The organism is Gilvimarinus gilvus (assembly GCF_030518155.1).
Lineage (GTDB): Bacteria > Pseudomonadota > Gammaproteobacteria > Pseudomonadales > Cellvibrionaceae > Gilvimarinus > Gilvimarinus gilvus.
Genome location: NZ_JAULRU010000500.1, coordinates 1 through 516, shown reverse-complemented (window position 1 = coordinate 516; position 516 = coordinate 1). Strand labels below are relative to the sequence as shown.

The following is a 516-nucleotide window of genomic DNA, read 5'->3' as shown; positions in this document are numbered from 1 at the left end:
GAGGCCCAGTACCAGTCTTCGGCGAACGACTCTTGCAGGCAGGCCAGCACTGGCCCGCCGATCTGCACATGAGTATCGCGCCATGGTGAAAGCTGCGGGTCTTCACCCAGGTACTCGTCACCTACGTTATGCCCGCCGATGAAACCGACCAAGCCATCCACCACCACGATCTTGCGATGGTTGCGGAAGTTGACCTGAAAGCGGTTGAACCAACCACGCCGGGTGGCGAAAGCGTGAACCTGTACGCCGCCATCACGCAGCGCCTGGCTATAGCTGGCTGGCAAGGCATGGCTACCGACACGGTCGTACAGCACAAACACCTGAACCCCTTCAGCCGCCTTGCGCAGCAGCAGGTGCTGTAACGCCTTGCCGAGTTTGTCGTCATGGATGATGAAGAACTGCACCAGCACCACATCGCGGGCTTTTTCGATGGCCGCGAAAATGGCATCGAAGGTGGCCTTGCCATTGATCAGCAGCTTCACCTGGTTGTTCGCCAGGCAAGGCATGCGCCCCAGT

At 59.5% G+C, this 516-nt stretch carries 1 protein-coding gene; it reads right to left on the bottom strand.

What is annotated here, in order from left to right:
- Positions 1 to 482, bottom strand: a 482-nt coding sequence (locus QWI17_RS09080) for a phospholipase D-like domain-containing protein (protein WP_302722194.1), incomplete at its 3' end; no start/stop codon positions are given.
- Between the last annotated feature and the right edge of the window lie 34 nt (positions 483 to 516).